The 17,066-nt window shown below is 51.6% G+C and carries 14 protein-coding genes; 2 read left to right on the forward strand and 12 right to left on the reverse strand.

Features of this window, described 5'->3' with window-relative positions; genetic code table 11:
* The first annotated feature begins 1 nt into the window (after position 1).
* Positions 2–1,516 (forward strand): DUF1501 domain-containing protein, encoded by a 1,515-nt coding sequence (locus ACO064_RS14600; RefSeq protein WP_421828011.1) that lies wholly within the window; start codon positions 2–4, stop codon positions 1,514–1,516.
* Here the strand turns inward: ACO064_RS14600 and ACO064_RS14605 are convergent.
* From ACO064_RS14605 to ACO064_RS14655, 11 genes are all read right to left on the reverse strand, one after another.
* Positions 1,497–2,795, reverse strand: coding sequence for an aspartate kinase (locus ACO064_RS14605; protein ID WP_421828012.1), 1,299 nt, complete (start codon positions 2,793–2,795; stop codon positions 1,497–1,499). The genes ACO064_RS14600 and ACO064_RS14605 overlap by 20 nt on opposite strands.
* Before the next feature lie 138 nt (positions 2,796–2,933).
* Positions 2,934–4,868 (reverse strand): 1-deoxy-D-xylulose-5-phosphate synthase, encoded by a 1,935-nt coding sequence (gene dxs / locus ACO064_RS14610; RefSeq protein ID WP_421828013.1) that lies wholly within the window; start codon positions 4,866–4,868, stop codon positions 2,934–2,936.
* Positions 4,869–5,152: 284 nt separating this feature from the next.
* Positions 5,153–6,073 carry a rhomboid family intramembrane serine protease gene (locus tag ACO064_RS14615; protein WP_114407557.1) on the reverse strand — a complete coding sequence of 307 codons (921 nt, stop codon included), beginning with the start codon at positions 6,071–6,073 and terminating at the stop codon, positions 5,153–5,155.
* A gap of 3 nt (positions 6,074–6,076) precedes the next feature.
* On the reverse strand, positions 6,077–6,853 hold the full coding sequence (locus tag ACO064_RS14620; protein WP_114407558.1) for a rhomboid family intramembrane serine protease: 777 nt from the start codon (positions 6,851–6,853) through the stop codon (positions 6,077–6,079).
* Positions 6,854–6,886: 33 nt separating this feature from the next.
* Positions 6,887–8,836: a DNA mismatch repair endonuclease MutL gene (gene mutL, locus ACO064_RS14625; RefSeq protein WP_421828014.1), complete on the reverse strand. Its 1,950-nt coding sequence runs from the start codon at positions 8,834–8,836 to the stop codon at positions 6,887–6,889.
* Positions 8,837–9,372: 536 nt separating this feature from the next.
* On the reverse strand, positions 9,373–10,098 hold the full coding sequence (locus tag ACO064_RS14630) for an RluA family pseudouridine synthase (protein ID WP_138992890.1): 726 nt from the start codon (positions 10,096–10,098) through the stop codon (positions 9,373–9,375).
* Between the two features lie 70 nt (positions 10,099–10,168).
* A complete protein-coding gene (gene panB, locus ACO064_RS14635) occupies positions 10,169–10,987 on the reverse strand; it encodes a 3-methyl-2-oxobutanoate hydroxymethyltransferase (RefSeq protein ID WP_421828015.1) in 819 nt (272 codons plus the stop codon).
* A 133-nt stretch (positions 10,988–11,120) separates the two neighbouring features.
* Positions 11,121–12,512: a murein hydrolase activator EnvC family protein gene (locus ACO064_RS14640; RefSeq protein ID WP_421828016.1), complete on the reverse strand. Its 1,392-nt coding sequence runs from the start codon at positions 12,510–12,512 to the stop codon at positions 11,121–11,123.
* 72 nt (positions 12,513–12,584) lie between these two features.
* Positions 12,585–13,436, reverse strand: coding sequence for a DUF4292 domain-containing protein (locus tag ACO064_RS14645; protein ID WP_421828017.1), 852 nt, complete (start codon positions 13,434–13,436; stop codon positions 12,585–12,587).
* A complete protein-coding gene (locus tag ACO064_RS14650) occupies positions 13,429–15,186 on the reverse strand; it encodes a tetratricopeptide repeat protein (protein WP_421828018.1) in 1,758 nt (585 codons plus the stop codon). Before ACO064_RS14650 ends, ACO064_RS14645 begins: the two co-directional genes overlap by 8 nt.
* A 284-nt stretch (positions 15,187–15,470) precedes the next feature.
* Positions 15,471–16,115: a helix-turn-helix domain-containing protein gene (locus ACO064_RS14655; RefSeq protein WP_114407565.1), complete on the reverse strand. Its 645-nt coding sequence runs from the start codon at positions 16,113–16,115 to the stop codon at positions 15,471–15,473.
* Positions 16,116–16,319: 204 nt separating this feature from the next.
* Here ACO064_RS14655 and ACO064_RS14660 point away from each other — a divergent pair, with 204 nt between their 5' ends.
* Positions 16,320–16,763, forward strand: coding sequence for a beta-carotene hydroxylase (locus tag ACO064_RS14660; protein ID WP_421828019.1), 444 nt, complete (start codon positions 16,320–16,322; stop codon positions 16,761–16,763).
* A gap of 79 nt (positions 16,764–16,842) precedes the next feature.
* On the opposite strand, the gene ACO064_RS14665 is transcribed toward ACO064_RS14660, so the two are convergent.
* Positions 16,843–17,064 carry a DUF2795 domain-containing protein gene (locus tag ACO064_RS14665; protein ID WP_009284883.1) on the reverse strand — a complete coding sequence of 74 codons (222 nt, stop codon included), beginning with the start codon at positions 17,062–17,064 and terminating at the stop codon, positions 16,843–16,845.
* Positions 17,065–17,066: the final 2 nt, after the last annotated feature.

Below are 17,066 nucleotides of genomic sequence, written 5' to 3' on the forward strand. Positions count from 1 at the left end.
CATGAAAAAGCTCATCAACGAACTACAACAGGCGGCTGTCCAACGCGAAACCCGGCGGCATTTTTTGCATACGTGTTCCACCGGTTTGGGTGCGATGGCACTGAGTTCCGTTCTGGCTAGCTGCGGTTTTTTGGGGAAATCCGACGATAAAAACGCTTCTGCAACCAGTGCGCAACCGCTGGGCAATGATGACCGATCCCCGACGGCGGTGCGTCCGGCGCAGTTTCCAGGAAAAGCCAAACGGGTGATTTACATCCACATGGCCGGGTCGCCCTCGCAACTGGAATTGTTTGATTACAAGCCCGAACTGGCAAAATACAACGGAAAAGACTGTCCGCAGGAATTGCTGACGGGGAAGAAGTTTGCCTTCATCCGGGGCGTTCCCAAAATGCTGGGACCGCAGGGAAAGTTTGCGCAACACGGACAGTCGGGGGCTTGGGTTTCGGATTATTTGCCGCATTTGCAGGGTGTGGTGGACGAAATTACGTTTCTGAAAGCCATGCACACCGACCAGTTCAACCACGCTCCAGCACAGTTGCTGATGCACACCGGTGCTGCCCGACTGGGACGCCCCAGTATGGGTTCGTGGGTGACCTACGGTTTGGGAACGGAAAACGATAATCTGCCCGGTTACATTGTGCTGGCGTCGGGCGGCAAACAGCCCGATGCGGGAAAGTCAGTCTGGGGGAGCGGTTTTCTGCCATCGGTGTATCAGGGCGTTCAATGCCGGACGGAAGGCGACCCGGTTTTGTACGTTTCCAACCCGGACGGCATGTCGCGGGATATGCGGAAAAACACCATAGATGCGATCTCGGAAATCAATCAACAGCAATACAACGACGTAAAAGATCCGGAAATCCTGACTCGAATTGCCCAATATGAGCTGGCGTTCCGGATGCAGATGTCGGTGCCGGATGCGATGGATATTAAGGGCGAACCGCAGTATATGCTTGATCTGTACGGCGTTGACCCGAACAAAGGCTCGTTTGCCCGGAACTGTCTGCTGGCCCGGCGGCTGGTCGAGCGCGGAGTGCGTTTTGTCCAGTTGTTCGACTGGGGCTGGGATTCGCACGGCACGGACACGAGCACGGCAATCGATCTGGGACTTCACGAAAAATGCCGCCAGTCGGATCAGGCCGTGGCGGCTTTGCTCCAGGATCTGAAACAACGCGGTTTGCTGGACGACACGCTCGTGGTGTGGGGTGGCGAATTTGGCCGGACGCCGATGCAGGAAAACCGCGATGGACAGACGCTGCCGTTCATGGGCCGCGATCACCATTTGGATGCGTTCACGGTCTGGATGGCGGGCGGTGGCGTCAAACGCGGTTTTTCGTTCGGCGAAACCGATGACATCGGCTATTACGGCGTGAAGGATCAGGTCCACGTCCACGACTTACAGGCCACGATTCTGCATTTGCTGGGATTCAATCACGAAAAACTCACATACCAGTTTCAGGGCCGCCCGTTCCGGCTGACCGACGTGGCGGGGAAGGTAGTTAAACCGATTCTGGCGTAAGTTCCGGGGCCGGGCTATTGGCTTCGTCTTTCACCACCAGTTGCACGGTATACCGGCTTTTCTGTTCCAGCAGCAGCTTTTTATGGACCAGAACCCGGTCGATGGTTTTCTCGTCGTAGTGGCGAATGGTGATAAGTTCAAGCCCCTCGTTGTAGGTAATCCGAAAGTTTTCCTGCAAGTGGGGCATCAGGCGCGTCAACCGCTCCGGCCGGTGGTCGACCACGACGGAAAAGCTGATGGCGGTATTTTGCATCAGGTTGATTTTCACGCCGTATTCCGCAAAATGACCGAAAATCTTACTCAGATTTTCTTCCGCGATAAACGAAAAGTCTTTCGGATGCAATGAAATCAGCGTCTGGTTCATCTTGAAAATGAACGACGGAACAGACAGGTGCTTCTCAAAATGTCCAATCACCGTTCCGGACTCCTGCGGTTGCAGAAACGACCGGACATACAACGGAATGTTCTTGTTCTGTAACGGTTTGATGGTTTTCGGGTGAATAACCGTAGCGCCGTAATAAGCCAGTTCGATGGCATCCTGGTAGGTCAACTGGTCGATTTTGACGGTTTCGTCGAACCATTTCGGATCGGCATTCAAAACGCCCGGCACATCTTTCCAGATCGTAACGCGCTCAGCGTTCAGGCAATAGGCAAAAATTGCCGCCGTATAGTCCGAACCATCCCGGCCCAGGGTCGTGGTGTAGCCTTCGCCCGTGTTGCCAATAAATCCCTGCGTAATCGCGACGCTGGTTTCGATCAGATCGGCGAGGGTGTCCGTAATGTGTTCACCGGTTCGTTCCCAGTCTACCTTTCCTTCGCGGTAGGTATCATCCGTTCGAATCAACCGCCGGGCATCCACCCAGTAAGAGTCCAAACCGGATTGGTTCAGGTGGGCATTGAGAATGCGGGTCGACAGCAGTTCACCAAAGGAAACCAGTTGGTCGTATACTTTATCCCGATGTGGTTCCGGCTCCTCGGCAAGCAGGGCTTCTACGTCGGAAAACAGCTCGTAGACGCCCTCAAAAGGTTCGCGGTTATCACCAGCCAGGTTATCGATCACTTGTTCGTGACGCGCCCGGATGTGCTGCCAGATCGTGTCTTTGGCCGCTTCCCGGCCGAGGTAGGCCCAGGTCAGCTTTTCCAGTTCATTCGTGGTTTCACCCATGGCCGACACCACCACCACCAGTTGTTTCGGTGGCTGCTGTTGAATGATTCCGGCCACGTTGCGAATTCCCTGCGCATCTTTCACCGATGCCCCGCCGAATTTAAATACCTGCATTGTCAAAAAATAGAAATGAATACGAACATGGCCGGATTACCGCTGCGATTGACGAGAGAAGGTCGGTTGTTTTCCGCGCCCATCCATCGGTTCAATCACACTGGTAACCCGGCCACGTTGCTGAGTAAGGGTTATCGGTTAAGCAGTAATGATGCGCTCGGCATAGGTCAGTTCCCGGACGGCATCGGCAATTCCTTTCGGATCGAAACCGCATTCGCGGTGAAGGTCGATCTGTTCGCCATGTTCGATCACCGCATCCGGAATGCCCAGCCGCTTCACGCGGGCCACGTAGCCGTGGTCGGTCATGAATTCGATCACGGCGCTGCCAAAACCGCCCATCACGCAGCCATCTTCAACGGTCACTACTTTATCGTACCGCTGAAATATTTCGTGCAACATCGCTTCGTCGAGCGGTTTTACAAACCGCATGTCATAATGTGCCGGGTGAATCAGCTCGGTTTCGAGGAGGTCACAAGCGGTTGTCACGTAGTTACCAATGGGGCCAATGGTCAGAATGGCAACGCCTTTTCCGTCCCGGATTTTGCGGCCTTTTCCCACTTCGATCTGCTCGAGGGGAGTTCGCCAGTTGGGCATCACGCCTTCGCCCCGCGGATAGCGAATGGTGAAAGCCTGTTTTCCGTGCTGAATGGTGTCCGACTGGGCCGTAAACATCAGGTTGCGGAGTTCCTGTTCATTCATCGGGCTGGCCACAATCATATTCGGAATGCAGCGCATGAACGACAAATCGTAGGCTCCGTGGTGCGTTGGGCCATCGGCACCGGCAAAACCGGCCCGGTCGAGGCAGAAAATAACCGGTAGTTCCTGAATACAGACGTCATGGATCACCTGATCGTAGGCCCGTTGCATGAACGTGGAATAGATATTGCAGAAAACCACCTGTCCCTGCGTGGCCATTCCCGCCGAAAAGGTGACGGCATGTTGTTCGGCAATGCCGACATCGAAAGCCCGGTCCGGGATGGCTTTCATCATGATGTTCATCGACGATCCCGACGGCATGGCGGGCGTTACGCCCACAATTTTCTCGTTCACTTCGGCCAGTTCAACCAGCGTATTCCCGAAAACATCCTGGTATTTAGGCGGTTGCGGTTTATCGTAGACTTTCTTTTTGATTTCGCCCGTCACCTTATCGAACAAACCCGGCGCGTGCCATTTGGTCTGGTCTTTTTCGGCGGGGCCATACCCTTTGCCTTTCACCGTCAGACAGTGCAGCAGTTTGGGGCCGGGAATGTCCTTCAAATCGTTCATCACGCTCACCAGATGATCGATGTCGTGGCCGTCAATGGGGCCAAAATACCGCAGGTTCAGCGATTCGAACAGGTTGCTCTGGTGAAGCAGCGACGCTTTCAGTCCCGTTTCAATTTTAGAAACGATGTCCTGCGCGCTCTTTCCGAAATTGCTCATCTTGCCCAACAAATTCCAGACTTCGTCTTTCATTTTGTTGTAGGTCGGCGAGGTAGTAATATCCGTCAGGTATTCACGCAAAGCACCCACGTTCGGGTCGATGGACATGCAGTTGTCGTTCAGGACAATGAGCAGGTCGGCTTCCGTTGCGCCGGCGTGGTTCATGCCTTCAAAGGCCAGTCCGGCCGTCATTGCACCGTCGCCAATGACAGCGATGTGATGTCTCTTGGGGTGATTTTGGAGTTGCGAAGCGACCGCCATACCCAATGCCGCCGAAATCGACGTCGAAGAGTGACCAACGCCAAAAGAATCATACGGACTTTCCTTCCGTTTCGGAAAACCGGAGAGCCCTTTATAAAACCGATTGGTATGAAATGTATCCCGTCGTCCGGTCAGAATTTTATGGCCATACGCCTGATGGCCAACGTCCCAGACCAATTGATCATCCGGTGTGTTGAAAACGTAATGCAGGGCTACCGTCAGTTCGACAACGCCCAGGCTGGCCCCGAAATGCCCCCCATAAACCGATACGTTATCGACAATGAATTGCCGAAGTTCGGCACAGACTTGTGGAAGATCGGTTTGATTCAGATTACGGAGGTCGTCCGGACTGTCAATCTTGGCGAGTAGCCTGCCGGGTGTGATCAACATAGTAGGTTGGATGCTATAGAATGTTTTTCATAAACTGCGTGTGGTAACAAACTGTTTCACAGCGTCGATTCATGAAATGAATATCGGGCAAAAGTACAAAAAAAATACAAACTGTATAAACATCGTCCGGAATCCGGACAAACGAGTCATAGGGTTGATATAGGGTCAAAAAGCACGCTAAAACCGTATTCCAGCGTGCTTTTAACTAAAATGTATTGAATTGTATGCCTTCTTTCCTGCTAAAAACACCCCCGAAATTCCGCAAGAAAAATACAATTTAGATTCTATCCACGCTGGCTCGCCCGGAAAAGTTTCTGTTTCTCTTCACGGGTCAGACTTTCGTAGCCCGAACGGGAAATTTTATCCAGAATCGCGTCAATTTCGTCCTGATCCGGCATCGCAACCGCCGAAGGAGACGACGGAGCCGCGTAGGCTCCGGTGCTTAGGCTGGCACTACTGCGCTGACGGTAAGACACTTTGACCGGCGGTTTTTTCCGAAACAGACTTTGCCATCCATCCATCACCCAATAAATGGGCTGCCCCAGATCCGTGCCATTCTGAAGCATTTTGATGAACAGAAAACCGACTAAAGCCCCCCCCAAATGGGAAAGGTCGCCCCCGGCATTCGGACCAATGGACCGGGCCAGCGACAGAACAATGTAGAAGAAAGCAATGTATTTGATCCGAACCGGACCGAAAAACAGCAGATGAAACGTATAGTTCGGCAGCAGCGTTGAGGCTCCGACTGCCACGGAAAAAGCCGCAGCCGACGCGCCCAGCATCCGGGAGTCGCCCACCTGTTCCTGAAAATAGGGGAGGAGGTTGTAGATGGCCATATAGGCCAGACCGCCCGCCAAACCGCCCAGCATATAGAGCGCCACCAGCCGGCGATTCCCCAGGTATTCGTCGATCAACCGTCCAAACCAATACAGAAAGAGCATGTTGAACAGAATGTGAAAGACGTCTTCGTGGGTAAAGAAGTACGTGATCATCGTCCACGGCTTCGTGATGAAGGTTCCCAGGGCAGCCGGTAACCGCAGTTGATCGACAATCAGATTGTAGACTCCCGACATTTCTGCCAGCGTCAGAATGACTTTCAGGATCAACAGCAGCAGAAAGACAATGGTATTAACAAGAATCAACTGCACCAACGTGTTGTTGGGCTTGTTGAATTCGCTCCGGAAGTCATCTAACAGTCCACTCATTACTCAATAAAAATTATTTCGTTGCTTCCCCCAATATTTCACCAATATAAAAGCAAACAGCATACCGCCAATATGAGCAAAATGCGCCACATTGTCGGACTGTGCCCGATAAATGCCCGAATACAATTCATATGCACCATAAAACGCCACCAGGTATTTGGCCTTGATGGGTATCGGTGGAAATAAAAGGAAAAGTTCGGTATTTGGAAATAATAATCCAAATGCCATCAGGATTCCAAAAATCGCGCCCGACGCCCCAACCATCGGTACCGCCAATTGCTGCTCGTAATACGTTTGAATCAGTTGCACGGCCCCTCTTCGATACGCCGGATCCGTGGGGTTGTCTTCAAACACACGTAAAAAATTATCGCCCTGGCTCAACAAGCCCCGATCCGACAGAAACAACTCCAGCGACTCGGGTGTTGGGTTGCTTTGAAAAACAGCCACTGCATCTCGTAACTGGCTGGCTTCAAAATAGTTTATGCCCAGAAATAATAATCCGGCTCCAACGCCGGTAATAAAGTAAAAAATCGTAAATCGTTTGCTCCCCCAAACCTGCTCAAGCATCGGGCCAAAGAAAAATAAACCCAACATATTACTGAAAATGTGACCAAAATCAGCATGAAGGAACATGTAGGTTACAAACTGGTGGGGTGCAAAGGCCGGTGAAAGAAACGAATAGAGTCCAAACGTACTGATCAGGTCGATTCCCAACGCTTTTACAATAAACAAACCAACATTAATGAGCAACAGCGTCCTGACGACCGGCGTAAGATTCATAAAAATGTAACGTTTTCTTGCATAATAACCATATCAGGACCGAAATAATCCCGCTAATTTATCTAACGCCAATAACGTCGTAATCGGTTCACCGCCGGGCGTATAGGATGGGTTTGATGACGCAATTAATTGGTCGACCAGGGCCCGCTGCTCCGGTTCGGACAGTTGCTTCTGGTGCCGCGCAGCCGACCGCCGGGCCAGCGAACGGGCGAGGATTTCGGCCCGCTCCAGTTTCAACCGCCCCGTATCTTCGCGGAGTTGCGCCAGCAGGTTGGCAAACAGTTCTTCTTCATTCTCGCCCACCGAAAGCGCCGGAACGCCCCGGATCATAAAGGCATTCTGCCCGATTTCGTCGAACAGAAAACCCAGACTGGTCAAATCATCGCGCAGTTCGAGGGCCAGGTTGTAATCGACCGGCATCACCGTCACCGTTTTCGGAAACAGCAGTTGCTGCGAGACGCCGTTCCGCTTGGTCAGTGCGGCCTGGTATTGATCATACAACACCCGTTCGTAGGCCCGGCGCTGGTCGATCACCAGCATACCGGCCTGAACAGACGTTACCAGATAGCGGTTGTGTACCTGAAGAATGGGACCAGCCCCTTCCAGGGCAACCGCTGACGTGATGAGTTTGTTCACCCGGCTTCCCAGCGTTACCGACTCGATTTCGGCCTGCGAATCGGCTGATGCGTTGTTTTCAAAAAGATTCTGCGCTTCCGTCGCCGGGGTTTCATTGGTTTCCAGTCCTTCAAACAACGCCTGCCAATTGGCGGCCGACTTGCGTGGAAAGTCAAAACTGGTGGCCGCTTTGTGTTCCGCCGGTTCGGTCGACCAGGCGGGTGACATCGGGCGCAGGGACGACCGGCTTTGCGCATCCGACTGGCCACTTCCATTTCCTGTCTGTACTTCAGACGTACGACGGGGGGTCGGGGTCACAGGCAGGAAGTTTACATTGGAATCAAAATCGAGCGAAGGGGTCAAATTATAGACGCCGACGGCCTTTCGAACAGCCGCCATGACGATGGCATACACCGAGCGTTCATCGTCGAACTTAATTTCGGTTTTGGTGGGATGGATGTTGATGTCGATGTGCGACGGGTCGATTTCGATAAACAGGACGTAGAAAGGATGAAAACCGTCCTGAATCGTTCCTTCGTAGGCACCCACGACGGCGTGGTGCAGGTAGTTGTGCTTGACGAAGCGCGAATTGACGAAGAAAAACTGTTCTCCGCGCGTCTTGCGGGCAAATTCGGGTTTGCCGATATACCCCCGGACGTTCACATACGGTGTTTCTTCTTCGCAGAAAGCCAGTTGTTCACGGTATTGTTTTCCAAACAAATCGACAATCCGGCGGCTTAGCTTTCCGGCCTGAAGGTTGTAGACTTCCGAATCGTTGTGGTAGAGTGAAAATGCCACCTCGGGGTGAGCCAGCGCGACACGCTGAAACTCATCCAGTATATGACGCATTTCTACCGAGTTGGTTTTCAAGAAATTGCGCCTGGCGGGAACATTAAAGAATAAGTTTTTTACCAGAATATTAGTTCCCGGCAAACACGACACCGTCTCCTGGGTTTTCAGTTCGGAGCCTTCCATCCGAATGAGCGTTCCCAACTCGTCGTTGGTGCGGGATGCATCGGACCGGCGGGTGCGCAATTCAACCTGGGCAATGGCGGCAATGGATGCCAGGGCCTCGCCCCGGAAACCCATCGTCCGGATGCGAAACAGATCGTCGGACGAACGGATTTTTGAGGTCGCATGTCGTTCAAAACTCATCCGGGCATCGGTTTCCGACATTCCGATGCCATCATCTATAATCTGAATCAGTGTTTTCCCGGCGTCCCGAATAATAATTTGTACGGTTTTTGCTTGGGCATCTACTGAGTTTTCCAGTAATTCTTTGACCACTGATGCCGGGCGTTGCACCACTTCCCCTGCCGCAATCTGATTGGCAATCGAATCCGGTAACAGTTGAATAATATTCAACATTTTGTATTTATCTACTATTTCAGACCTTTAATGGAAGAACAAATTACTATTTTTCCACGACATACGGAAAAGCAATCAGACCAGCTTGGGTAATTTAGTAAATCTTTTTTTTTGAATGTTTGTTATAGAAATAATTCAAGAGTAATTTTGAATATAAGCAGAAAACAAACGTTTCTTTCTTTGAATACAGTACAATAGAAATAGGGGTTTTAATACCCTGCGTTCCGTTAAAAGTGGCACCCTTTTACCCAAATACCGAGATGAAGAAGGTCAAATTGAACATGATTTTGCACTGGGTCGTTTTCTTCCCCATTATTCTGCCTCTATGTATGATTTTTGGCGCTTTTCAGGGAGCGATTCAGATGGCAGACAAAGTGCTCAACCAGTTTTGGTCTGATGTAGCACCCACCGTTGAATAAACGGTTTGTAAACCCCATTTTCCGGCTCGAAGACCGGTTTTTCTTCGTTCAAATAGCTACGCCATTTTAACGAATTGTAGGATGATTCCACGTTGGCCTTTCCGCTGACCGAAGTGATCAATAAATGAAATCCAGGTTTTTATCCTTGTAATCTTCCGGATCAAGCGCTAAAAACTCTTCCCAAAACGGACTGTTTGGAACCCCGGCTTTACAGATCAGGGGTTCTTTTTTTATGGGATGAATAAAATAGAGCCGTCTGGCATGCAAATTGATGCTGCTGTCCTGATTCGGCCGCGGGAAGCCGTACTTGATGTCTCCCCGAATCGGACAGCCCATACTCGCCAATTGCACCCGAATCTGGTGCGGCCGCCCCGTAATCGGATTGACTTCCAGCAAATAATGATCGTTGATTTTTCCGAGTAAACGGTACGTCAATTCGGCCTTTTGCGAACCCGGCACTTCGTCGTCATAGGCTTTTACGGTGTTCGTCGCTTCGTCTTTGAGCAGAAAATGCGTCAGGCGGCCTTTCTCCTCCCGGGGTTTTCGCCCCACCACAGCCCAATAGGTTTTCTGAACCTGCCGTTTTCGGAAGATTTCGTTCATTCGTTCCAGCGCCTTCGACGTCCGGGCAAACACCACCAGCCCGCTCACGGGCCGGTCGAGCCGGTGAACGGTTCCCAAAAACACATCGCCGGGTTTATCGTATTTTTTCTTGATGTAACTTTTTATCATATCAAGCAGCGGCACATCGCGGGTTTTATCCGCCTGCACCAACACACCCGGCTCTTTATTGACAACAATCAGGTGGTTATCTTCGTAGACAACGACGTATTTCTGTTTCATTCGTTTGGAACGGTTTTCAAACCGTCTTTTGTGCCTTTCCAACAAGCCGGATTCCCGACCGTTCGTTCGGCTAATAGGCTTCTTCTTTACTCGGAAACTCGCGGCCTTTCACATCGTCGACATAATGCCCAATGGCCTGCGTAATCACCCCGTGCAGGTCTGCATACCGGCGCAGGAAACGCGGTTTGAATTCTTTGTTGATGCCCAGCAGGTCGTGCAACACCAGAATCTGGCCGTCGGCATCCGGCCCGGCTCCAATGCCGATCGTCGGAATGGTCAGACTTTCAGAAACCTGTTTGGTCAATGCGGCCGGAATTTTCTCCAGAACGACGGCAAAGCAGCCAATGTCTTCCAGCATTTTCGCGTCTTCCAACAGTTTCTGAGCTTCGGTTTCTTCCTTCGCCCGAACGGCATACGTCCCGAATTTATAGATCGACTGGGGAGTCAAACCCAGGTGGCCCATCACGGGAACACCCGCACTCAAAACCCGGATAATCGACTCCCGAACCTCCAGACCACCTTCCATTTTCACCGAATGCGCACCCGATTCTTTCATGATCCGGATGGCCGATCGCAGGGCTTCGGACGAATTTCCCTGGTAGGAACCAAACGGCAAATCGACCACGACCAGCGCCCGCTTCACGGCCCGAACAACCGAGGTAGCGTGGTAGATCATCTGATCCAGCGTAATCGGCAGGGTGGTTTCGTGGCCCGCCATCACGTTGGAGGCCGAATCACCCACCAGGATGATTTCGACACCGGCGGCATCGACCAACCGCGCCAGTGAATAGTCATAGGCAGTCAATGCCGAAATTTTCTCTCCCTTGCTTTTCAGCTCCTGAATAACATGGGTAGTGATCCGTTTGATGTCGGGGTTATGAACAGACATTCCTTAGGTAAACCGTTTTAAATAGTCAGTGAGCAGGATTAGCAGGCAATCTACGGGTATTCGTAGGTAATAAAACCACGATGGCAACAAAATGATTCTGTTGCAGGTGAACGGTTTGCGGTTTGGGTTAAAATCAACGATCGATCAGCCAGGATTCGGGGTTCATCCGGCTGGTGCTTTTCCAGACCTGGAACTGCACTTCCGCCACGCCATCCTTGTCGGTGGCCACCACACCAATCACCTCGCGGGCTTTGACCCGCTGCCCGACCTGCACCGAAACGCTTTTCAGTTTGGCATAAACCGTGTAATAATCCCCGTGCTGAACGGCCACGATGTTGTGCATCCCGGTTACGTAGGTTGTGTACTGAACAATTCCGTCATAAACCGCCCTCACCACCTCGCCGGGGCTGGTCTGAATATCGATGCCGGGATTATCCTGCATAACGCCTTTCAAAACCGGGTGCGGTTTTACGCCGTAATGATCCGAAATGAAGCCCCGCGTGACGGGCCAGGGAAGCCGGTTTTTGGAAGAAGCGAACGAAGACGCCAGGGCCGCTTCTTCGTCATTGAGCAAATTATTTCGGCGCTCATCGGGCTTGCGGGCAGTTCGTTCCGACGCTTCTGCGGCCGATTCGGTGGCCTTGGGTTCAACAGCTTTCGGTTCAGCCGTCTCCGGTTCGTCCGATTCTGCTGCGGCAGCGGCCCGTTCAGCTTTGGCTTTAGCTGCGGCAACCGCAGCCGCTTTTTCACGGGCAATCCGCTCTCGTTCGGCTTTCAAGCGGGCCAGACGCGCCAGGCGTTCCCGCTCTTCCCGTTCGCGAATTTCCCGGCGAATCATTTCCGTAATGGCCGATTCCAGCCGGTTGACGGCCTTCCGGCTTTCGGCCAGTTCAGTCCGCAAGTCCTGTTCTTTCTCGCTCAGTTCCTCGGCAACCCGGTTTTTCTCATCTTTCAGCCCTTCCAGTCGCTTCGATTCGTTGACCTGCACGGCCAGCGTTCCCTGCTGCTGTTTCTTTTTACGCTCCACGTCCTGCTGCTTCGTGAGCATTTCCTGCCGTACTTTCTCCATCTGCCGCACCTGTCCCTTCCGGGCCTCAGAGTATTGCTGGAGGTACTTATACCGCGCTACCAACTGATTGAAATTTTCGGCCGAAAACAGAAAGCCCAGCGGATTGACCTGCTGCCGGCGTTTGTCGGCGGTATAAATCATTTCGCCGTATTCTTTTTTAAGCTTTTCCAGATTATTCTGCAACTGGTTGCTGGTCCGGCGCAGGTCCTGAATTTCGGATGTCATCAGCTTAACATCTTCTGTCAGCAGATTGATCTGTTTGGATTGGGCCGCAATTTCCTGATTCAGCGCTTTCAGTTGGCCGAGGGTCGCCTGTTTCTGCGAAGAAGTTTTTTTCAGAATCGTCCGGATCTGCGAGACCTTCTCGATGTTCTGCTTTTTCTCTTTTTCTAACTGCTGACGACTCCGCTGCTGGGCCATTACGCTCCCGCCAGCCAGCCAGCATAAGGTAAGCATAAGGATCAATTCCCTCCAATCGGTAGCCCGAACCACTCTGTACTTCATAAGCATCTTGCAATACCGGGGCAGTTACGGTCTCCGCTGGTATTTTGGCGGAATGCTGAACGGAAAGCCCGGATTTTTATCGGTAAGCTCTACTTTATTGTGTCGTATGCGTAAGACGGTCTGGTAAGGTTGACCATCATTTTTGGATTTATAATCGACGGTTACCAGACTGGTGTACGGAAACAGGAAATTATTCAATACCGTGAAGTCTTCATAATCCAGCGTCAGCGAATTCCGGGTGGGTTGTTCCACCACCAGCAGCTTTTTTAGCTTCCGGTTTTCTTCTCCAATGTAGTTGTCGACCATCACCTTGCCTTCGCGCTGCCGCAGCAGGAGGTAATCTTTCTCGTTTTTAACCCGTTGGGCCGGTTCCTGGGGTAGCGGCAGATTTCCGATCAGCAGCGACTGGATTAGCCCAAAAGTCAGGTTAAAATTAAACCGCTGACTCAATGACGTATAATCATACACGGAATATTCGCGGTGAATGCGATCCATAATCACCACGGAATCTTTCGTAATCAGCGCCCGTGCCACTTCCACCCCGACGCCCGACACCGACAACCAGATCAGGCTGTCTTTATCGATGCGGAGGTTTACGTTGGCGTTGTTGATATCCTGGTCTTTGCTCTTGAACGAAACCTTCGATTTGGCCGTCAAATAGGCGAAATCAACCTGGTCGACGGTGGCCTTGGGGTCGACGGCAGACACGACCGGGGCGGTGGCAATCGTATCGGTACGGATTGGGGTTTGGGCTTGCACGGAAACCGTATCGGCTGTGGGCGAAGGCGGGGCGTTGCGGAACAGTTTCCGCCGACGGCATCCTTCCGATGTACACAGCATGATGACGCACAAAATTCCAATAAGGTGTTTACTCATAGATTTTTCCGGTTGCAATTTTCTTGTCCAACCGCTCGGTCGTTTCGCCTTTTAGTTTGGCCCGTTTCCACTGTTCAACCGCCTTGTCGCGCTCACCAAGCTGGTATAACACGTCGCCGTAGTGTTCGATAATGGTCCCACTCACGTTTTGGTCGGCTTGAATGGCTTTTTCGAGGAAAGTCCGGGCCTTGGCGTAGTCCTTCATGACGTACAAAACCCAGGCGTAGGTGTCCAGATAGGTCGCGTTGGTCTGGTTTTTTTCCACCAGTCGCTCCGACATTTGTAGCGCCAACGGCAGTTTTTCTTTCCGCAGGGATAAGAAATAGCTGTAGTTATTCAAAACGTGATCGTTGTCCGGGTCTTCTTTCAACACCAGTTCGTAAGCTTCGTCCGACTTCTGATGGTCGCCCATGCCGTTGTAGACATCGCCCAACTGTGCGTTCACGCTCTTCATCAGCTCGGCGTTGGTGGCCGACAGCCGCCGGGTTTCCTCGTAGGCTTCAATGGCTTCTTTATACCGCTTTTTGAAATAATTGGCCGATCCGTTAAATGCCCAGATAACGCCCTGATTTGGAAACAATTCCAGTGCCTGCTCGGAGTGAACGAGCATGCTGTCCATCTGATTCAGTTCGCCGTCGAGTTGCAGAATGGCTCCCCAGACTTCATAGGTGGCTTTGTCCAGACGGGCAGCTTTAACGTAATAATCCCGGGCCTCGGCTTTTTTGCCCTGTTGCACCAGCAAGTCGGCATAAATGGCTTGCGAACGGGCGTCTTTGGGATGAGCCGTTGCCAGCTCTCTGGCCAGCTTCACGGCACTCTGCCTGGCTCTATCGTCTTTACCAACCACGCCGATGTAACTTGACAAAATCCGTGCTTTAATGTCGGCTTCCAGATTCGGATTCGAAAAGACTTTGTCGAGTTCCTGGCTGCATTTTTCCAAATCACCCTGCTTGCGATACAGATCGGCCAGCATCACGTGGGCCTGGGGCAAATCCGTGTTGACTTTCAACGCCCGCTGGAGCCAGTCCACCGCCTGATCGTTCCGGTCGTTGGCAATCAGTAGTTCTGCCCCTTCGAGCAGGTAGTCGGTTTCGCCGGGTTCGGAAGCCACCAGCTTTTCAGCTTCCTGAATGGCTTTTTCCACTTTATTTTGCTTCAGGTAAATCCGCTGTTTCTGCCGGATGATCTCTTCGTTCATGCCGGTGGCCTTCTCCACTTTGTCGTACATGTCGAGGGCCTTGTCCGGTTTTTCATCGAAGAGGTAAATAGCCGCCAGTTCAACGCCGTACTCGATGTTTTCGGGGCTTTTCTTAATCAGCTCTTCATACAGATTTTCGGCATCGGCGTAGCGTTTCTGCTTCACCAGCAGTTCAGCCAGTTGCAGCACATAGTATTTGTTGGTGCCTTTATCCAACTGAACGGCTTTCTGGGCAAAAGGAAGAGCCTCTTCCGGTTTGCTCAGTTTCATCAGGGCCGTTGCGGCTGCGTAGTTGGCCGCCGGGTTTTCGGGATCAAGCTGGATGACTTTCTGGAATTGCGGTACTGCTTTGGCCGGTTCGTCCATCATCATGAACTTCATCCCTTCCGTAAACAGGGATTCCTCCACGCCCCGAACGCCCTCTTTCGGCTTCTGCTGCTCCTTTTCCTTGGATTTACGTTGTGCCTCAGCGGGTGTGATGCTCCACACCATCAGGCAACCGATACCGGCAACCAGCCATTTCCGCCAATTGGGTTTTACCAGATAGTGCATCTGTATGAGTTACTTAAATGAATTGAACGACTCTGAATGCCCACCGGGCTTCTCCTGTTCAAACGTGTCAGGCACAGTCTCTATTGCAACCGGATGCAACCAATGGTCACAATATGCAAAGGTAGTGGAAAACATCGGATAGTCATCCGACAAAGGCGGGTTGATCTCAAGTGGCCAGCACTAATATCAAATACTGAATATTGAATAACAAATAATGAAGTTAAAAACCGAAACCCTGGCCCTCACTTCGTTATTCGATATTCAGTATTCGATATTAAAACCCTTCACCCCATCCGCGTCGTAAACCGATCTACGGTTTCATGGGGATGGATTTCCAGCACATTGGCCAGCACAAGCAAGACCAGGGTTCGGGAGGCCATTTTGCGGGGAATGTTGGCGATGTTGGCAAACAAATCGACGGTAATGCTCTGGTTGCGATCCAGATGCTGCATCAGGGTCTGCTCTTTGTCGCCATACGTAAACCGCACCGCCCGCTCGGCGGTTTCGCCTTTCATGATCTCGCGAACCTCCTTGCTGGCTTGAACGGCCTTGTCGTCAACCCGAATGTAGGCCCGCCGGAAATCGTTGAGCGGATCGTCGACGTAATGCGGTTTTCGCTCACTTTCCGGAACCGTAATCACCAGCACTTCCCGTTCGTTGGCGAGCAGCACGCGTTCCATGGAGTAGGTGATGGTGGGTGTACAATACCGTTCGATGGCGCGTTCCAGCAGGTATTCGTCTTCGTCGACGTGCTTAAGGCCCTGGATACTTTTGTCGTCGCCGATGCCAATGAGCAGTTTTCCGCCTTCGGTGTTGGCAAACGCCACAATTTCACGAATAATCCGTTCGGGGTGATTGGACTTTAATTTGAATTCAAGATGCGTTCCCTCACCCTGTCTAACCAGTTCCTTGAGCGCCCTGTAGTCCATCCGTCAGTCGGCTGTGTAGGTATCAGGAAGGATGTCAGCCCCTCCCTTGCTTTTAAATATAACCGTTTTAACCCATACGAACCAAAAGGTTGAACAACTATTTTACCGGAAATTGCCGTAATTTTGTCCGTTGTTCTCAGTATTAACCATTTAAACTAGTTGGCGGTTTTACCTTTTGGCAAGATCTGATCTAGTAACGAAAAAATGCTGGTAAACGTTGTTATCGTCCTGGTTACGTTTGTGGGAATGGAAGGTGTCGCCTGGTGGACACACAAATACATCATGCACGGTTTCATGTGGCGCTGGCATCATTCGCACCACAACCACCATGCCGGTTTTCTGGAGCGAAACGATCTGTTCAGCGTAATTTTTAGTCTGGCCGCAGTCGGAACGGTGGTAGTAGGTTTCGAAGTCGAATCGCTCTGGTTTCTGGCACCAATTGGCATTGGCGTGACTTTATACGGTATCTTTTATTTTATTTTCCACGATGTCATCGTCCACCGGCGGATCAAAATCCGGTTCAACACCCGAAATTCGTACCTGAAACGCATCATCCGGGCGCACTACATTCATCATAGGGTTCACAAACGCCAGGGAGCCGAGGCATTCGGTTTTTTGTATGCGCCGAAGAAATACCGGAATCGCTGATTTCCCGCAAATGGCAAAACCCATAAAGTCACAACGTTTGCGCTGTACCTTTATGGGCCAAATTCATGGAAACAACCGGCTAATACTCGTCTTCGTTGAAGAAGAAATCGTCCTTGGTTGGGTAATCAGGCCATATTTCCTCGATACTCTCGTAGGGCTGACCGTCGTCCTCCAACTCCTGCAAGTTTTCAACTACTTCTAAGGGAGCGCCAGAGCGGATCGAGTAATCGATCAACTCATCTTTGGTAGCCGGCCAGGGGGCATCTTCCAGATAGGATGCCAATTCGAGTGTCCAATACATAC

Source organism: Larkinella sp. (genome assembly GCF_965227735.1).
Classification (GTDB): Bacteria; Bacteroidota; Bacteroidia; order Cytophagales; family Spirosomataceae; genus Larkinella.